We start from the raw sequence: 15,795 nt of genomic DNA, 5'->3' as shown, positions 1-15,795 counted from the left end.
CATTCTGCCTACCCGAGCAGCCCCAGTCGCATAGCGGTGGTCACAGCGGCCGTGCGGTCCGAAACGTCCAGTTTCCCGAACACGCGCAGCAGATGGGTCTTGACCGTCGCCTCGCTGATGTGGAGCGTGCGGCCGATGTCGGCGTTCGTGCTTCCCCGCGCCACCAGCCGGAGCACCTCGATCTCGCGTGCCGACAAGGGCGGCGCCGTCGGGTTGCGTACCCGGTTCACCAGCTTCCCGGCGACCGAAGGCGCCAAGACCGTCTCGCCGCGCGACGCGGCACGAATCGCACCGGCGAGCTCCGCGCGCGAAGCGTCCTTCAACAGGTAGCCGGAGGCTCCCGCTTCGACCGCGCGCAGGATGTCCGCGTCCGTCTCGTAGGTGGTGAGCACGACGATCCGCTGACCCGGCCGGTCGGCGAGGATCTTCCGCGTCGCGCCGACGCCGTCGAGACCGGGCATCCGCAGGTCCATCAGGATCACGTCCGGCTGCTTGACCCGGCTCAGCGCGACGGCCTCGTCACCGGAACCCGCTTCCCCGACGACGCTCAGATCCGGCTCGGCCTCCAGCATGCCGCGCAGGCCTTCCCGCACCACGGGGTGATCGTCGACCAGCATGATCGTGATCACGCGGGCACCTCCAGTTCCAGTGTCGTCCCCGCCCCGGGTTCGCTCTTCAGCGTCACGATGCCACCGACCTGATCGGTGCGCGTGCGCATCCCCGCCAGACCGAAGCCACCGGTGGGCGCGGCGGGGTCGAAGCCGATGCCGTCGTCCGTGACGCCGAGCCGGATACGTCCGTCCACAACGGACAGACGGAGCGAGACGCGGGTGGCGCGGGAGTGCTTGCGGATGTTGCTCAGCGCCTCCTGCGCCGCTCGCAGGAGGACGACCTCCGTGGACATCGGGAGCGCGGGAAGCGGGCCGTCGGCCTCGATCGACGCCTCGATCCCGGTCTCCTCGGTCAGCCGTTCCACCTGACGGCGCAAGGCTTCCTCCAGCGAAGCGGCGGCGAGCGCCGATGGCCCCTGCGCCGCGACCATCGCCCGCGCCTCGGCCAGGTTCTCCCGCGCCGTCCGCGCCGCGAGCTCCAGGTGGCGGCGGGCCGCCTTCGGATCGGTGTCCATTTCGGACTCGATGGCCTGGGTGAGCGTGACGATGCTGGTGAAACCCTGCGCGAGCGTGTCGTGGATCTCGCGGGCCATGCGTTCGCGTTCGGCGGCCGTCCCCGCCTCGCGCGAGAGGCGGGAAACCTCCGCCTGACTGGCTCGCAGCTGGTCGATCAGCGCGGCCCTGCTCTTGCTCTGCTCGATGATCCGGGTGGTGTAGCGGCCGGCGAGGAGGCTGAAGACGATCAGGATCGCCGTCATCGGCAAGAGGACCGGTTGCTCGTCGAGCCCGCCCCGGACGAGCAGCGATGCCGGGCTCGACAGCACCGCCACTGTGGTGAGGATCGACGCCGCCTTCGTCGGCATCGTCATGTACAGCACGGGGCAGACCAGGAAGAGGACGAAGCTGGAATTGCCCGAGGCGAAGACCGCGCCCAGCGTGAAGAGCATCATCATCCCGGCGAACAGCCACGGTGTGTGCTCGTACTCGGGCCCTTTGATGAGACGACGACCCTGGACCAGGTAGGTGAGGCCGAGTCCGGCCAGGCACAGGAGCGCGACCGTCTTGTTCGTCGTCGTCCCGTCTTCGAGGAGTACCAGCGCCGTCGTCGCGACGAAGGTGACCCCGAAGAGGACCTCCCACAGCCAGTAGAACCGCTCCCAGGCGTTCACTTGCCTTCGTTCGACCAGCGGAACGTCAGTTTCGCCAGCAGCAGCCCCGCGGCGCACCACGCCGTCAGCACCAGTGCCACCATCGGTAGTTCCCATGTTCCCGCCATTTCCTGACTCGCGGCCTCGGCCGGCAGGAACACCGAGCGGAAGCCCTGGCAGATCCACTTCACCGGGAAGAACGAAGCGATGTCGACCATAACCTTCGGCAGCTCGGTGATCGGCGTGACGAACACCCCGGAGATGAACTGCAGCGCGATGTAGATCAGATTGGCCACGGCGACCGCGCCGCTGACCGTCCTGGTGACCGAGCCGAGCGCGATCCCCAGCAGCGTGCAGCTGGTGATGCCGAGCAGGAAGACCCAGGCGGCGGTCAGCAGTTTCACCGGATCGGTGGGCAGTTCCAGGTCGAACAGCAGGCTGCCCACGATCGACATCAGCACCACCTGGGCGATGCTGGTGAAGCCGATCAGGATGATCTTGCCGATGAAGTAGGACGCGGCGGGCATCGGTGTGCCACGCAGCCGTTTCAGCGCGCCGAGCTCGCGGTCGGACGCGAGGTTGATCCCGATGCTGGTGAACGACGTCGAGACGATGCCGGAGCCGATCATGCCCGCGGCCAGCACCTGCCCGGTGGTGATCGCCATACCGGGCATCGAGGAGTTCAGCATCGAGCCGAGCAGGATCATCAGCAGGGACGGGAAGGCGAAGGTGAAGATCACCTGCTCGCGGATGCGGAAGAACTGTTTTATCTCCGCGGCACCGCGGACGAGACCGAGCGAGAAGGTGCCCGGGAGGGTCAAGGTGCTCATCGGGCTTCTCCGATCAGGTCGAGGTAGGTGTCTTCGAGGGTGGGGCGGTGGACGGTCAGCTCGGAGGGCTCGCGACCGTCGGCGGAGAGTTCGCGGATCAGCTTGGCCGGGAAGTGGGTGCGCTCCTGGTGGCAGCCGCGCTCGTCGGTCCAGCGGACGGTGGCCTCCGCGGTGGCGCGGCCGCCGAGCGTCTGCGGCGTCCCCTCGGCGACGATCGCCCCGCGCGTGATGACCGCGACGCGATCGGCCAGCGCTTCGGCCTCGTCGAGATAGTGGGTGGTGAGCAGGATCGTGGTGCCTTCGCGGGCGAGACTCCTGATCAGCTCCCAGAACTGGCGCCGGGCCGCCGGATCGAATCCGGTCGTGGGCTCGTCGAGGAACACCAGCTCGGGCCGCCCGATGATCCCGAGCGCGACGTCCACGCGACGCCGTTGCCCGCCGGAAAGGCTTTTGACGCGGGCGCCTGCCTTTTCGGTCAAGCCGACCTTCTCGATCACTTCCTCGGTGTCACGAGGGTTCGGGTAGTAGCGGGCGAAGTGCCGGACGGTCTCGGCGACGGTGAGCTCGGCGGCGTCGTTGGCCGTCTGCAACACGATCCCGAGCCTCGCCCGCCAGGCCCGGCCAGCCGTGCCGGGATCCTCGCCGAGGACGTCGACCTCGCCTTTTGTTCTTTTGCGATGGCCCTCCAGGATCTCGACCGTCGTCGTCTTGCCCGCGCCGTTGGGGCCGAGCAGCGCGAACACCTCGCCTTGCTCGATATCGAGGTCGATTCCCCCGACGGCCGTGTGGCCCGGGTACTCCTTGCGCAGGCCACGCACTTTCACCGCTGTGTTCATCCGTCGATCGTGCTTCAGTGGTCCGCTGTCCCGGGACGACCGCTGGACTGAACCCGGCTGTCAACCGATCGATGGACACCGGTGTCACCGCCAGGCCCGTCCTCCGGGGGCCCACCACCCCGGCGGAGGAGTGGTCCGGAGAAGCGGAGTGATGAAGGCGTCCGCGAGATCACGCACACCTTCGAGTGTCCGGAATTCGGCGGGCAGGGCGCGGACGCCTTGGGCGGCTTTGCGATAGCCGCCTTTCCAGGAACGAGGATCGGGGGCCTCGAACCTGGTGGGTGGAACCACCACCATTCCGCGTCCGCGGCGGCGGGCGATCTCGTCGTGCAGGATCTCGTGGGTCTCCTTGCCCGGCATGGGTGAATTCAACGCGAACAGGGCGAGGTCGACGAGATCCTTATAGCGGGTCGACGGGTGCCCGCCGACCTGATGACGCTCGTACATCGCGCAGATCTTTTCGGCGACGTGGTCTTCGATCGGGAACATCCTGGCTTCCGGCCAAGGGGCGCAATCGCTGGTGAACGGAGGCTCCAAAGGCTCGGTGATGATGGGGCCGCGTGGCAGGTGCCCGGAGGTGACGACGTCCACGCGGACCCGGTGATTGAGTGGCGCGTTTTCGAACATCGCCATGAAGGACACCTTGCGGGTCGGGCGTTCGACATGCGTTTGACCGGAGGTGCCGAGATGGGAGAACCAGATGTGATCGTCGAGACGCAGCCTGGCCGCCGTCTTGAGCGCGTCGACGGCGGCGTCGGTCGTGTTCTCCACGGAGAGCAGGTCGATGTCGGTGGAGTAGCGCGCGGAAGGCCAACGAACCAGAAGGGCTTGGCCGCCCTTCAGTACCCAGTTCGCGGCCTCGTCGCCGTGGAAGACCCGCGCGATCAAACGTCGATGGAAATGCAACTGCAATAGTTCGCCGGTGGAAGCGCCGGTTCGCTCCGCTCTGTTCTTCTGGGAATCGAGATAACTGCGCGGTGTTCTCGGGTGCTGCGAGGCCATTTCTTCATCGTCGTGCGACAGCGCGAACTCGATGGAGATGGTGTCGCGGCCTGGATTTGCCGCCACGCAAGGTCTAAGGCCGCAGCGGAGCCGGACGCTGGGCGCGACGTGGGACCGAATCGCCGATCTCGGCGAGTAGTCGATCGAGCAACGCTTCGCCGTCTCCGGGGCGACGTACGCCATAACGCAAGGCGTAGGGGCCGATGCGCTTTTCCAAGACATCGATACTGACGAGGTTCGCCTTCGCCGCTTCTTGGATGATCGTGGCGATATGGCTGCCGTCGGTGCGCTGGTCCAGCAGGTCGAGGATGGTGCGCAAGGCCGTGGTGACGGGAAGTCCGTCGATCGTCGTCACGTCGTCTTCGAGCAGTCTCGCGGTCATGAGACGCACGTTGGGGTCTCGGCTGGTGCGACGGCGTGGCGTGGTCAGAACCACCTGGTCGTCGACGAGCTCGCCGAGCCCATGCAATCGAGCGGCCGACCCGTGGGAGATCACTCCTCCGTCCGGGTCGAGAAGCGGACGCTTCCACGCCGGTTCGGCGGCGTTGAGCATCAGCCAGACCGCCTGCTCGTGCCTGGCTTCGGTCACGACGGCGGTCGTCGCCGCGTAGACGCCGTGACGGACACGGTCGAAGTGTCCGACCTTCTCCAAGCGATGCAGTGTGACGCCGTCGACGCCGGCACCCTTGGCCTGCCGTGACGTGACCATGCCCCACTGAGCACTGGTGAACGCACTCAACCGCAGCAGTGCGTCACTCGTCTTCATACAGCGAAGTTTACATCGATTGACAGCGTTAGTTACATGCAGACGTAACTAACGCTGCACTGACGGAGTCAGGAGGGTGCGCACGGAGGTTTCGAGGGACGGAAGGAGAGCGGCGGGGTCGGCGGCGGTGAGCATCCGGTTCGCGAAGCCGTCCGACAGGGCGAGGACGGCATCGGCCAGGTCGCTCGCCGCGAGGTCGTCCCGGACGTGGCCCTCCGCCTGCGCTTTCGAGATGTACTGCGTCGTGATTTCCGCGAGCTCGTCGTAGCCGGTGCGGATGAACTCGGCCCAGGACGGCCGGACGGCGGCGCGGGCGGTGAAGGCGTTGATGACGATCACCTCCGCGCGGCGCTGCTCGTCGAGCGGCATCGCCTCGAAAAGCAGGCGCAGCAGCAGATCCAGCAGGTCGCCGGACTGATCGAGGGTTTCCCAGCGTTGTTCCAGGAACTCGCTCGTCATGTCGAGAGCGAAGCGGAACAGGTCTTCCTTGGTGGAGAAGTACTTCTGGACCGCGCCCGCGGACACCCCGGCTTCGACGGCGACCGAGCGCACGCTGACGGCCTCGACGCCTTCGCGCGCGACGATGCGCAGGAGGGCGCCGGCGATCTCCCGGCGGCGTTCGGCGCGGTCCACGATCTTCGGCACGGATGCATCTTCCTCTCCTGTGGCGGGTCGGTCAGGTGGGTCGTGAGTGGCGTTTCGGGTTAGAACCCGAAACGCCACTCACGACCCACCTGGACCGACTGGGCACCCGACGCCTTGCCTGGCCGCCACTTTATAGAATACAGTCGTATCCGAACAAGGGGGACTGGGGTGGACGAGGTAGCACACAAGAAACGCGCCGAGGAGAACCAGCTCGCCGCCGCGCTGACCAAAGGTCCGGCGGAGGTGCTCGATTTCCTCCTGCCGCTGTGGGTGGGGAGCCAGCTCGGCGCGTCGGCCGCCGAGGTCGGGGCGTTGACCGCGCTGGAGACGTTGGTGTCGTTCGTGGTCCGGCCGATCGCGGGTTCGCTCGCGGACCGGTTCGACCGGGGGCGGATCGCGGCCGTCGGTGCGGTCCTCTATGGACTGTCCTTTGTGGTATACGCGGTGACGCCGGGCATCGGGGTCGCCTATCTGGCCGCGGTTCTCGGCGGCGCGGGTGGCGCGCTGTTCTGGGTCGCGTTGCGGGCACGGGTCGGGGAGGGGCTCGCGGCGGACGACGGCGCGTTCAGCAAGCTGTTCGCGGCCGAGGGCGGCGGCACGTGGATCGCCTTCGTGGTCGCGCTGACCGCGATCGCCTGGATCGACTACCGGGGCGTTTTCTGGCTCGGCGCGGCGGCCTGTGCGGTGGCCGCGGTGGTCCTGCTGGGCACGAAGTCCGTGCAGGTACGCGAGGAGGACGCGCCACGGCTGCTGCAACTGGGCAAGAGAATGCGCCCGATGCTCGCGCTCGTCGCGTTGACCGCGATGGCCGAGGCCGGCGTCGCCCTGTTGCTCCTGATGCACCTGCAACGCGGGCATCAGCTCCAACTCGGCGAGATCGCGGCGGTCTTCATCCCCGGTTTCATCGTGTACAGCCTGCTGCCGGACTACCTGCACGGTTTCGTCCGGAAGGTCGGCCGGACGCGGGTGCTCGCGCTGGCGATGGTGGCGAGCGCGATCTTCGCCGCCGGGCTGTCCTTCGCGCCGAGCCCGCCGGTGCTCGCGGTCATGTGGGTTCTGTCCGCGGCGGCGTTCGCGGCGGCCATCCCGGTCGAGCAGGCGGTGGTCGCCGAGGCGGCCGGGCTGAGCCTCGGCCGGGCGATGGGGATCTACGAGAGCGCGACGCTACTCGGAGCGACGGCCGGAACCTTTCTCGCGGGACAGCTCTACGGCTCGGACGCCGGATGGCGGGTCGCCTGCTTCGGCGCGGCGGGGCTCCTGCTCTTCGGATCGTTCGTGGTTCGTGCCGCCGTACGGCGTGTCGGAGTTGCGGAGTTTCCCGTGGAACCACGAAAAACGGTGTCACAAAAGGAAAAGCCGGTACCCCGCACGATCGAGGACCGTCCACAAGCGGCCGAATCGGTGACGGAGGAGGCGAACAAGCGCGCGAATCCGCTCCGGAACTGGGCCATCCACGCCGGGGTCTACATCGTCGCGCAGGTGGCGCTGGCTGTCGCCGGCCACAGCTGGCCCGTCGAAGCCTTGTTCGGCGGCTCTCACCCGGCCGACTGGTACTGGAACTCCAGTGGTCACTGGCTGTTGAACCTCGGGCGTATCTGGACCTTTGTCCTCGTGATCGACACCGCGTGGACCTTCGGCCGCGCGCTCTTCAAAAAGCGGCCTTATTGACAAGTTGTCTAACATGACACTATGTCTCACAAGTGGGTGACGGCCAGCGACGGTGTCCGCCTTTCGGTCCGGGTGACCGGCGTCGACGACGCGCCCACGGTGGTGCTCGTCCACGGCTATCCGGACAACGGCTCCATGTGGGACGGCATCGCCGCCCTGCTGGAACGCCGCTACCGGGTGGTCGTCTACGACGTTCGCGGCGCGGGCCGCTCGGACAAGCCTTCTGGACGCGCGTCCTACAAACTGGACCAGCTGTCCGAAGACCTCGCCGCGATCGTCGACGAGGTCCAGCCCGAGGGCATGGTCCACCTGCTCGCGCACGACTGGGGCTCCATCCAGACCTGGCATTCGGTCACCGGGGACAGGCTCCGAGGACGGCTCGCGTCGTTCACCTCGATCTCCGGGCCGAGCCTCGACCACGCGGGCGCGTGGTTCCGCGCGCAGGTGCGCCCGAGCCCGAAACGGCTGAAGAACGCGCTCGTCCAGTGGGCGCATTCGACGTACATCCTCGGCTTCCAGATTCCCCTGATCCCGCAGGTGCTCTGGCGCACCGGCGCGATGGGCGCGCTGATCGGCCGGATGGATCCGGCGGCCGCCACTCCGTCCACTTCGGACGGCCTGTACGGCCTCAACCTCTACCGCGCCAACATGTTCACGCGCCTTTCCCGGCCGAGGCCGCGGCCTGCCGAGATCCCGGTGCAGGTGCTCGCGCCCACCGGCGACAAGTTCGTCACGACGCCGCTGCAGACCGAGATCGAGCGCTGGGCGCCGGACCTCCGGATCCGCCGCATCGTCGGCACGCACTGGGTGGTCCGCGAGAAGCCGCAGGTGATCGCCGACGCCACCGCCGAGCTGATCGACCACGTCGAAGGCGGTGAGGAGAGCCGTGCGCTCAAACAGGCCAGGACGAAAGGCTTCGCGCACAAGCTCGTCGTGATCACCGGCGCCGGCAGCGGGATCGGCCGCGCGACGGCGCTCGCGTTCGCGGAGAGGGGCGCGGACGTCGTCATCACCGACATCAACGGCTCCGCCGCCGCCGACACCGCGAAATTGCTGCGGGACAGGGGTGTGACCGTCGGCGAGTACACAGTGGACTCTTCCGACGCCGAAGCGGTGGAGAAGTTCGCTCAGCGGGTCAAAGAAGAGTTCGGCGTCCCGGACATCGTCATCAACAACGCGGGGATCGGCCTTTCCGGACCGTTCCTCGACACGACGGTCAAAGACTGGGAACGCCTCATCGACGTGAACCTGTGGGGCGTCATCCACGGCTGCCGCGTCTTCGCCGAGCAGATGCGGGAACGGGCGGAAGGCGGCCAGATCGTCAACGTCGCCTCGGCCGCCGCGTACCTGCCGTCGAAGATCCTTTCCGCCTACGCCACCACGAAATCCGCCGTGCTGACCTTGAGCATCTGCCTGCGGGCGGAACTCGCGGCCGAGAACATCGGCGTCACCGCGATCTGTCCCGGCATCGTGAACACGAACATCACCAGCACCACCCGTTTCGTCGGCGTCGACGACATCGAGCAGAAGCGGCGCCAGAAGTCGAGCAGCAAGCTGTACGCGAAGCGCGGCTTCGGCCCGGAGAAGGTCGCGCGCGACATCCTGCGCGCCGTCGAGAAGGACAAGGCGATCCAGCCGTCGACGCCGGAGGCCAAGGCCGCGCTCGTCCTCTCCCGGCTCACCCCCGGACTGCTGCGGGCCGCGGCGAAACTGGACGTCACCCCGTGACCGGACGTCCGCGCCGGATGTCGCCGGAAGCGCGCCGAGAGGACCTGATCCGCGCCGCGCTGGACCTGTTCGGCTCGCGCGCGCCCGAACTCGTCACGGTCGACGACATCATCGCCCGCGCCGAGGTCTCCCGGCCGCTGTTCTACCGGTACTTCTCGAGCCTGCGGGAACTGCAGGTCGAGGCGCTGAAAACGGTCACCGAAGGGCTCATCGACGGCCTCGCCGGGCTTGAGGAAGGCCCGCCCGAAACCCGGCTGCGGGCCGCCGTCCGCGGGCTGATCGACGTCGCCGACCACTACCGGGCGGGGTATGTCGCGCTGTTGCGCAGCGGCTCGGTGATCGCGACTTCGGAGACGGACGCGGCGATCGACGAGGTCCGCAACCGCGCCGTCGAGCTCATCCTCGGCGCGCTGGGGGTGTCGGAGCCTTCGCCTATGCTCCTGCTGACCTTGCGGTGCTGGACCGCGGTGGTGGAGGGCGCCCTGCTGAGCTGGCTGCAGGAGCGTTCCGTGCCGCGCGAGGCGCTGGACGGGTGGCTGGTCGATCAGCTGACGGCGATGCTCTCGACGACCGCGGCGCACGATTCTTCGGTCCCGCAGATGCTATGAACGGTCCGTTCCTTGCAAATTTTGCAAGGAACGGACCGTTCATAGCGCGCGTCAGGACTGCTTGACCACCAGGTCCCAGCCTTCGACGTCTTCCGGCTTCCGCGGCTCCGGCCCGACGTACTTGGCCGACGGGCGCACGAGGCGGCCGGTCTTCTTCTGCTCCAGGATGTGCGCGGCCCAGCCCGCGGTGCGTGCCGAGCTGAACATCGCGGGCATCATGTGCGGCGGCACCTGGGCGAAGTCCAGGATCACGGCCGCCCAGAACTCGACGTTGGTCTCGATCGGGTGGTCCGGACGCCGCTCGCGCAGCTCCTTCAGCGCCACCTGCTCCAGCTCCGCGGCCGCCTCGTAGCGCGACGCGCCGAGCTCCTGGCAGGTCCGGCGCAGCACACGCGCCCGCGGGTCCTCCGCGCGGTACACGCGGTGCCCGAAGCCCATCATCCGTTCCTTGCGGTCCAGGATGCCCTTCACCAGGCCGACCGCGTCACCGGTCTTCTCGACCTCTTCGATCATCGGCAGCACCCGCGCCGGCGCGCCGCCGTGCAGCGGGCCGGACATCGCGCCGATCGCGCCGGACAGCGCCGCGGCGACGTCGGCGCCGGTCGAGGCGATCACCCGGGCGGTGAAGGTCGAGGCGTTGAGACCGTGCTCGGCGGCCGACACCCAGTAGGCGTCGATGGCCTTGACGTGGGCCGGGTCGGGCTCGCCGCGCCAGCGGACCATGAAGCGTTCGGTGATCGACTTCGCCTCGTCGACCCGGGTCTGCGGGACGGCGGGCTGCCCGATGCCGCGAGCGGACTGGGCGACGTACGAAAGCGCCATCACCGAGGCGCGGGCCAGCTGGTCGCGCGCCTCGTCGTCGGTGATGTCCAGCAGCGGCCGGTAGCCCCAGATGGGGGCGAGCATGGCCAGCGCGGCCTGGACGTCGACGCGGACGTCACCGGTGTGCACCGGCAGCGGGAACGGCTCGGCGGGCGGTAGCCCATGGCCGAAACGGCTGTCGACGAGAAGACCCCAGACGTCACCGAAGGTCACCTTGCCGGCGAGATCCTCGATGTCGACACCGCGATAACGCAGCGCGCCGCCGTCACGGTCGGGCTCGGCGATTTCGGTCTTGAAGGCGACCACGCCTTCGAGACCCGGTCGGAAACCGTCGTCGACCTGCTCGGACGGCTGATTGGTGCTGATCGTGGAGGTACTCACTGTGGTGAAACCTTTCGATGCGCATTCCCCGGCTTTGTGTTCATGCGTGGACGGGATACACGCAGCGAAGGCGCGCCTCATCGCACGGATGGACAAACTTTGCTCCACGTCGCGGCCCGGGGCAATCGAAAGATGTGGTGCTTTCGGTCACGATTACGAGAACGATTCAGTGAAAAGTACCTTCGTACGCGAAGAGTTACGGCGACGTTCACTTTGCGTGTACCGCGCGCCGACGTAAATCCTGTGTTTCGAGAACCGGCGGCGGGCCGTTTCCGGTGATAGACCTTTCCCATGCACCTGAGCCCCCAGGAGCGGGACAAACTGCTCATCCACGTCGCGGCGGACGTAGCTCGCAAACGCCTGGAGCGCGGGGTCCTGCTGAACTACCCCGAGGCGGTCGCCCTGATCACCGATCACGTCCTCGAAGGCGCTCGCGACGGCCGGACGGTGAGCGAACTCGTCGCGAGCGGCCGGTCGGTGCTCGGCCGGGCCCAGGTGCTGGACGGAGTGCCGGAGATGGTCGATTCCGTGCAGGTCGAAGCCACTTTCCCGGACGGCACGAAGCTCGTCACCGTGCACGACCCGATCGTCTAGAAAGGGCCGCGAGTGCGACCAGGAGAGATCATCACCGGCGACGCGCCGATCGAGCTGAACCCGGGCAGGCCGCGCGTCCGGCTGCTGGTGCGGAACCTCGGCGACCGGCCCGTCCAGGTCGGTTCGCACTACCATTTCGCGGCGGTCAATCCGGGGCTCGAATTCGACCGCGAAGCCGCCCGGGGACATCGGCTCGACGTGCCCGCGGGAACGTCCGTCCGTTTCGAACCGGGGGTCGAACGCGAAGTCGACCTCGTCCCGCTGGCCGGGAATCGCTCGGTGCCCGGACTGCGGAAGGAGTCCTGATGCCGTCGATCGATCGCGAGCGGTACGCCGAACTGTTCGGCCCGACCACCGGCGACCGGATCCGCCTCGCTGACACCGATCTGCTCATCGAAGTCACCGAAGACCGCAGCATGGGGCCGGCGGGTAGCGGCGACGAGGTGCTGTTCGGCGGCGGCAAGGTGATCCGCGAATCCATGGGCCAGGGGATGGCGACGCGGGCCGAAGGCGCGCCCGACCTGATCATCACCGGCGCGGTGATCCTCGACCACTGGGGGATCGTCAAGGCCGACGTCGGTGTCTGCGACGGCCGGATCGTCGGCATCGGCAAGGCGGGCAACCCGGACACGATGGACGGGGTCGACCCGGCGCTGGTCGTCGGGCCGTCCACGGAGGTGCTGTCCGGCAACGGGAAGATCCTCACCGCGGGCGGCATCGACTGCCACGTCCACTTCATCTGCCCGCAGCTGACCGACACCGCGCTGGCGTCCGGGCTCACCACGCTCGTCGGCGGCGGGACCGGGCCGGTCGAGGGCAGCAAGGCCACGACCGTCACACCGGGCGCGTGGAACCTCGGCCGGATGCTGCAGGCGATGGACGGCCAGCCGGTCAACGTCCTGTTGCTGGGCAAGGGGAACACCGTCCGGCACGAGGCGCTGCGCGAACAGCTCGCCGCCGGCGCGGGCGGGTTCAAACTGCACGAGGATTGGGGCAGCACCCCGGCCGCGATCGACGCCTGCCTGACCGTGGCGGGCGAATCCGGTGTCCAGGTGGCGATCCACACCGACACGCTGAACGAGGCGGGCTTCCTGGAGTCCACTGTGGACGCCATCGGCGGCCGGTCGATCAACGCGTACCACACCGAAGGCGCGGGCGGCGGGCACGCGCCGGACATCATCCAGGTCGCCGGGCTGCCCAACATTCTGCCGTCGTCGACGAACCCGACGCGCCCGCACACCGCGAACACCCTCGACGAACACCTCGACATGCTCGTCGTCTGCCATCACCTGAACCCGTCCGTGCCCGAGGACCTGGCGTTCGCCGAAAGCCGGATCCGGCCGACGACCATCGCCGCCGAGGACGTCCTGCACGACCTCGGCGCGATCTCGATGATGAGCTCGGATTCGCAGGCGATGGGCCGCATCGGCGAGGTGATCATCCGGACCTGGCAGACCGCGCACGTCATGAAACGGCGGCGTGGCGCGCTTCCCGGCGACGGCGCGGCCGACAACCTGCGGGCCCGTCGCTATGTCGCCAAATACACGATCAACCCCGCGATCGCGCACGGAATGGAGCGCGAGATCGGCTCGGTGGAGGTCGGGAAACTCGCCGATCTCGTGCTCTGGGAGCCGAAGTTCTTCGGCGTGCGGCCGCATGTGGTGCTCAAGGGCGGATTCCCGGCGTGGGCGGCGATGGGCGACGCGAACGCGTCCATCCCGACGCCGCAGCCGGTGCTCGCCCGGCCGATGTTCGGTGCCGCGCCGGTGGTCGCCGCCGCGAGCAGCTTCCATTTCGTGGCCCCGGAAGCGCTGGATAGCGGCGTGGCGGAGCGGTTCGGCATCGCGCGGAAGCTCGTGCCGGTCTCGAACACCCGGGCCCGGGGCAAGGCCGACATGGTGCTCAACGACGCGACGCCGGACATCCGGGTGGAGCCGGACAGTTTCGCCGTGCACGTCGACGGCGAGCTGATCGAGCCGCGGCCGGTGACCGAACTGCCCATGACGCAACGGTACTTCTTGTTCTGATGGATCTTTCAGCGATCATCTTGGCCGACTCCCGGTTTCCCGGGGGCGGGCACGTCCACTCCGGCGGGCTCGAAGAAGTCGTGACCCGGAAGCTGATCACGCACGAACGTGACCTTCCGGGCTTTCTCGCCGGGCGTTTGCGCACGGCGGGCGCGCTGGCCGCGGTGTTCGCCGCCGCGTCGGCACACGCGGCCGCACGTAACGTCCGAAGTGGACACTGGCGCAGGCTCGACCTGGAACTGGACGCCAGGACGCCTTCGCTCGCGCAGCGGGAGGCGTCCCGGGCCCAGGGGCGGGGGACCGCCAGGGCGGGAAAGGCGGCCTGGCCGTCGCCGGTGCTTTCCCAGCTGCTGAAGGAAACCCCGCGACCGCATCATCCGGTGATCGTCGGCGCGCTGATCGGGGTGCCCTTCGACGCCGCGATGGCGGTGGCCTACCTCGCGATCAGTGGTCCCGCGAGCGCGGCCGTACGGCTGCTCGGCCTCGACCCGTTCGCCGTCAACGCCGTCGTGGCCCGCCTCGCGGAGGAGGTCCGGGAGGTTTCCCGGCGGGCCGCCGAGGTCGCGGGCGACGATCCGGCCGATCTCCCGGCGCCGGGTTCACCGGCGCTCGATCTGTTCGCCGAGGCACACGCCCGGCATCACAAGGAAGAGGTGCGTCTCTTTGCCAGCTGAGCATGGTCACGGTCACGGACATGTGCACCCGGTCAACTTCGACCCGACCGCCGCGGAACCCGACCACTACGAGCAGGCGCCGACCGCCGGGCGCGCGTACCGGATCGGGATCGGCGGGCCGGTGGGGAGCGGGAAGACCGCGCTCACCGCGGCGCTGTGCCGGGCGCTCGGCGACGAGGTGAACCTCGCCGTCGTCACCAACGACATCTACACCACCGAGGACGCCGACTTCCTGCGCAAGGCCGGGGTGCTCGATCCGGAGCGGATCGAGGCCGTGCAGACCGGCGCGTGCCCGCACACCGCGATCCGTGACGACATCACCGCGAATCTCGACGCGGTCGAGCGGCTGGAGGAGCGGTTCCCCGGGCTGGACCTGGTGATCATCGAGAGCGGCGGGGACAACCTCACCGCGGTGTTCAGCCGGGGACTCGCCGACAGTCAGGTGTTCGTGGTCGACGTCGCCGGTGGTGACAAGGTGCCGCGCAAGGGCGGGCCAGGCGTGACGACGGCGGATCTGCTGGTGATCAACAAGATCGACATCGCGCATCTGGTCGGGGCGGACATGGAGGTGATGACCTCGGACGCGCACCGGATGCGGGGTGAACTGCCGGTGATCACGCAGTCCCTTGTGGACACTCCGAACGCACCGGCGGTGGCGGACTGGGTCCGCTCGCTGCTCCCGGTCCGCGCGGGGTGAAGGCGCACGCGCGGCTGACCGCCTGCTTCGAGGGCGGCCGGACCGTACTGCGTGAGCTGCGCTCGATGGCGCCGCTCACGCTCCTTCCCAAGCGGGGCACCGGTGCGACGGCGGTGGTGCATCTGGTCAATTCGGCGACGTCGCCGCTGGGCGGCGACGAGCTGAAGCTGACCATCCGGGTCGGTGCCGGTGCTTCGCTGAGGCTTTCCGGGGTGGCGGCGACGATCGCGCTGCCCGGCTTGCACGGTGAAGGAAGTTCGTCCCTTGTGGACATCGTCGTGGACGACGGTGGGTCTCTGGAGTACCTGCCGGAGCCGACCGTGGTGACCGCCCGCGCCCGGCACGCCGCCGTGTTCCGGGCCTCGTTGGCGCCCGGCGCCTTCCTGCACACACGAGAGGTGCTGGTGCTCGGGCGGGCGGGCGAACGGCCTGGTTCTCTGGTGACGACGCAGCAGGTGACCCGGGATTCCGTGCCGGTGCTGCGGCAGACGCTGGAGATCGGGGACTCTGCTTTGGACGCCAGTCTCGCGCATCTGGCCGGGCGGCGGGTGCTGGCGACCGATCTGGTCGTCGGTGGTCCCGTGGTGCCCGAGGCTTCCGGTGAGTGGTGGTCGCGTACGCCGCTCGCCGCCGGTGGGACGCTCACGACTTCCCTGGCGCCGGACGCCGTCACCGCGCTTCGGGTGTTCGAAAATCCGTGAAGGCCCCCTTGCCTACCCTGAGGGTAGTGAAGGAGGCCTTCACGGACCGACTCCCCG

The 15,795-nt window shown here is 68.5% G+C and carries 17 protein-coding genes; 9 read left to right on the top strand and 8 right to left on the bottom strand.

Going from position 1 to position 15,795, the window contains the following annotated elements:
• Positions 1-8 precede the first annotated feature (8 nt).
• The 7 genes from AORI_RS77240 to AORI_RS77210 all read right to left on the bottom strand — a co-directional run bounded on the left by AORI_RS77240 (position 9) and on the right by AORI_RS77210 (position 5,838).
• Entirely contained in the window at positions 9-629 is a 621-nt protein-coding gene (locus tag AORI_RS77240; RefSeq protein ID WP_016337517.1) for a response regulator, read from the bottom strand.
• Positions 626-1,780 carry a sensor histidine kinase gene (locus AORI_RS77235; RefSeq protein ID WP_016337516.1) on the bottom strand — a complete coding sequence of 385 codons (1,155 nt, stop codon included), beginning with the start codon at positions 1,778-1,780 and terminating at the stop codon, positions 626-628. Before AORI_RS77235 ends, AORI_RS77240 begins: the two co-directional genes overlap by 4 nt.
• Positions 1,777-2,589, bottom strand: coding sequence for an ABC transporter permease (locus AORI_RS77230; RefSeq protein ID WP_016337515.1), 813 nt, complete (start codon positions 2,587-2,589; stop codon positions 1,777-1,779). Before AORI_RS77230 ends, AORI_RS77235 begins: the two co-directional genes overlap by 4 nt.
• Positions 2,586-3,425, bottom strand: coding sequence for an ABC transporter ATP-binding protein (locus AORI_RS77225; protein ID WP_123798667.1), 840 nt, complete (start codon positions 3,423-3,425; stop codon positions 2,586-2,588). The genes AORI_RS77230 and AORI_RS77225 overlap by 4 nt, the downstream gene beginning before the upstream one ends.
• A gap of 84 nt (positions 3,426-3,509) precedes the next feature.
• Positions 3,510-4,610 (bottom strand): nucleotidyl transferase AbiEii/AbiGii toxin family protein, encoded by a 1,101-nt coding sequence (locus AORI_RS77220; RefSeq protein WP_228688253.1) that lies wholly within the window; start codon positions 4,608-4,610, stop codon positions 3,510-3,512.
• On the bottom strand, positions 4,501-5,193 hold the full coding sequence (locus tag AORI_RS77215) for a type IV toxin-antitoxin system AbiEi family antitoxin domain-containing protein (protein WP_016337512.1): 693 nt from the start codon (positions 5,191-5,193) through the stop codon (positions 4,501-4,503). Before AORI_RS77215 ends, AORI_RS77220 begins: the two co-directional genes overlap by 110 nt.
• A gap of 48 nt (positions 5,194-5,241) precedes the next feature.
• Positions 5,242-5,838 (bottom strand): TetR/AcrR family transcriptional regulator, encoded by a 597-nt coding sequence (locus tag AORI_RS77210; RefSeq protein WP_016337511.1) that lies wholly within the window; start codon positions 5,836-5,838, stop codon positions 5,242-5,244.
• 168 nt (positions 5,839-6,006) lie between these two features.
• Here AORI_RS77210 and AORI_RS77205 point away from each other — a divergent pair, with 168 nt between their 5' ends.
• The 3 genes from AORI_RS77205 to AORI_RS77195 are packed head-to-tail and all read left to right on the top strand — an operon-like array spanning position 6,007 to position 9,842.
• Positions 6,007-7,506, top strand: coding sequence for an MFS transporter (locus AORI_RS77205; RefSeq protein WP_016337510.1), 1,500 nt, complete (start codon positions 6,007-6,009; stop codon positions 7,504-7,506).
• Between the two features lie 36 nt (positions 7,507-7,542).
• On the top strand, positions 7,543-9,234 hold the full coding sequence (locus tag AORI_RS77200) for an SDR family oxidoreductase (protein WP_043848413.1): 1,692 nt from the start codon (positions 7,543-7,545) through the stop codon (positions 9,232-9,234).
• 17 nt (positions 9,235-9,251) lie between these two features.
• Complete coding sequence (locus AORI_RS77195; RefSeq protein WP_043848412.1) at positions 9,252-9,842, top strand: TetR/AcrR family transcriptional regulator; 591 nt, start codon at positions 9,252-9,254, stop codon at positions 9,840-9,842.
• A 51-nt stretch (positions 9,843-9,893) separates the two neighbouring features.
• On the opposite strand, the gene AORI_RS77190 is transcribed toward AORI_RS77195, so the two are convergent.
• Entirely contained in the window at positions 9,894-11,045 is a 1,152-nt protein-coding gene (locus tag AORI_RS77190) for a citrate synthase 2 (protein ID WP_016337507.1), read from the bottom strand.
• A gap of 291 nt (positions 11,046-11,336) precedes the next feature.
• Here AORI_RS77190 and AORI_RS77185 point away from each other — a divergent pair, with 291 nt between their 5' ends.
• The 6 genes from AORI_RS77185 to AORI_RS77160 are packed head-to-tail and all read left to right on the top strand — an operon-like array spanning position 11,337 to position 15,738.
• Positions 11,337-11,639 carry an urease subunit gamma gene (locus AORI_RS77185; protein WP_016337506.1) on the top strand — a complete coding sequence of 101 codons (303 nt, stop codon included), beginning with the start codon at positions 11,337-11,339 and terminating at the stop codon, positions 11,637-11,639.
• A 12-nt stretch (positions 11,640-11,651) separates the two neighbouring features.
• A complete protein-coding gene (locus AORI_RS77180; RefSeq protein ID WP_016337505.1) occupies positions 11,652-11,945 on the top strand; it encodes an urease subunit beta in 294 nt (97 codons plus the stop codon).
• Positions 11,945-13,666: an urease subunit alpha gene (locus AORI_RS77175; protein WP_016337504.1), complete on the top strand. Its 1,722-nt coding sequence runs from the start codon at positions 11,945-11,947 to the stop codon at positions 13,664-13,666. The genes AORI_RS77180 and AORI_RS77175 overlap by 1 nt, the downstream gene beginning before the upstream one ends.
• Positions 13,666-14,340: an urease accessory protein UreF gene (locus AORI_RS77170; protein ID WP_016337503.1), complete on the top strand. Its 675-nt coding sequence runs from the start codon at positions 13,666-13,668 to the stop codon at positions 14,338-14,340. The genes AORI_RS77175 and AORI_RS77170 overlap by 1 nt, the downstream gene beginning before the upstream one ends.
• On the top strand, positions 14,330-15,037 hold the full coding sequence (gene ureG, locus AORI_RS77165) for an urease accessory protein UreG (RefSeq protein ID WP_043848411.1): 708 nt from the start codon (positions 14,330-14,332) through the stop codon (positions 15,035-15,037). The genes AORI_RS77170 and ureG overlap by 11 nt, the downstream gene beginning before the upstream one ends.
• Entirely contained in the window at positions 15,034-15,738 is a 705-nt protein-coding gene (locus tag AORI_RS77160; RefSeq protein ID WP_016337501.1) for an urease accessory protein UreD, read from the top strand. Before ureG ends, AORI_RS77160 begins: the two co-directional genes overlap by 4 nt.
• Positions 15,739-15,795: the final 57 nt, after the last annotated feature.

The sequence above is a fragment of the Amycolatopsis keratiniphila genome (assembly GCF_000400635.2).
Lineage (GTDB): Bacteria > Actinomycetota > Actinomycetes > Mycobacteriales > Pseudonocardiaceae > Amycolatopsis > Amycolatopsis keratiniphila.
This window is presented reverse-complemented; position numbering and strand designations above follow the sequence as displayed.